The organism is Candidatus Infernicultor aquiphilus (assembly GCF_002784285.1).
Taxonomy (GTDB): domain Bacteria; phylum Atribacterota; class Phoenicimicrobiia; order Phoenicimicrobiales; family Phoenicimicrobiaceae; genus Infernicultor; species Infernicultor aquiphilus.
The window spans coordinates 1,148-2,386 of record NZ_PFKO01000166.1 but is presented as its reverse complement, the minus strand read 5'-3'; the positions used below and the strand labels follow the sequence as shown (position 1 = coordinate 2,386).

The 1,239-nt window shown below is 30.5% G+C and carries 2 protein-coding genes and 1 pseudogene; all 3 read right to left on the bottom strand.

Annotated features, from left to right (window positions below; genetic code table 11):
* Positions 1-185, bottom strand: a pseudogene (locus tag COZ07_RS04585) (hypothetical protein); the annotation flags it as partial.
* Positions 182-565: a nucleotidyltransferase family protein gene (locus tag COZ07_RS04580; protein ID WP_406607407.1), complete on the bottom strand. Its 384-nt coding sequence runs from the start codon at positions 563-565 to the stop codon at positions 182-184. The pseudogene COZ07_RS04585 and the gene COZ07_RS04580, both read right to left, overlap by 4 nt.
* A 298-nt stretch (positions 566-863) precedes the next feature.
* Entirely contained in the window at positions 864-1,097 is a 234-nt protein-coding gene (locus COZ07_RS04575) for a type II toxin-antitoxin system HicA family toxin (RefSeq protein WP_406607406.1), read from the bottom strand.
* Positions 1,098-1,239: the final 142 nt, after the last annotated feature.

Genomic DNA, 1,239 nt, shown 5'->3' with positions numbered 1-1,239 from the left:
ATTTCTGGTTTTTCTAAAAATTCACAAAATATTTGCAGATTTTCTTCTAATTTATTTAATACTTTATCAATGTTTCCCATTAAATCTTTTATCTTATCAATTCTAAAATTGTGGGCATAAATATTTCTAACTATATGACGAAAGGCTCTAATATGACTGCTCAAAGTTAAAAATTTTTTATTCATATTTTTATACCCTCTTTTTCAATCATCTTTTTTAGAGAATCATTGCACTCTTCAGGGTCTATTATATCAATTTTAAATTTAGAACTTAAAGATATAATTTCAGCCACTGCTTTAAAGTACATTTCTGGTGGTATGTCCCAGGCAGCTAAATCTATATCAGACCATTTATTAAAATAAAAAGAATCTTTTAAAGATCCAAAGACTACAATTTTTTTAGCATGATATTTTTTATATAGAAGTTTGGCAGCTTCTTTCGCTACTGACCATGCCTCTTGATATCTCTGTAATAGATATTCTTTTTTCTTTTCTTCTCTCTTTGTTAAGCACATCTGGTATTCTCTTATCTCTTCTGGGGTTAAATCCTTCGCTGTTCTAAACATAACCTTCACATTTCTCCTCTTTTATATCTCTTTCATCTTAACCTATTTAATTATACCCTTAATATATAGTTCTATGCAACTATTACACCTTTTTAAATTTTACACTATCTTCAAATCAGTAGAATCGGGAATATTTTTCTCTGCACTTCTCAGAAGTACAAAAAGAACTCTCTGGAATGAAGGTAGAGTTGGGGAAAATTGAATAGAACCATTAACAAAAGGGGACAAGATACTCTTAATTTTTAATAATAAAAATATTCTGCCCCTTTTTCCTCACAAATTACTGAATCTCGTATATTTACAATTTTCTCAAAAGCTCATGATAATAATCAACAGTAATTTCTATTTCTCTTATGATATCTCTTATTAATGGACGAGCTAAAACCCTTCCTTGGTGATGAGGAATTGTAGTAGTTCTCCCATCCGAGTGTCTATAAAAAACATGACTTCCCTTTTGGCGCACTCTCTCAAAACCTAACAGAAACAATAATCTCTCCATTGTATTTGCATCAACAATCTGAAGTTTACTCAAGCTGATACCTCAATCTGTTGAATACCTATAAACTCAGGTAATCGTTTCTTATCCTCTGAAGTCATTTCTTCTAAGCATAATTCAACTACTTCTTTCAAATTTTTTTGAAGCTCGTCCAAAGTCTCTGCTTGAGTATGAGCAC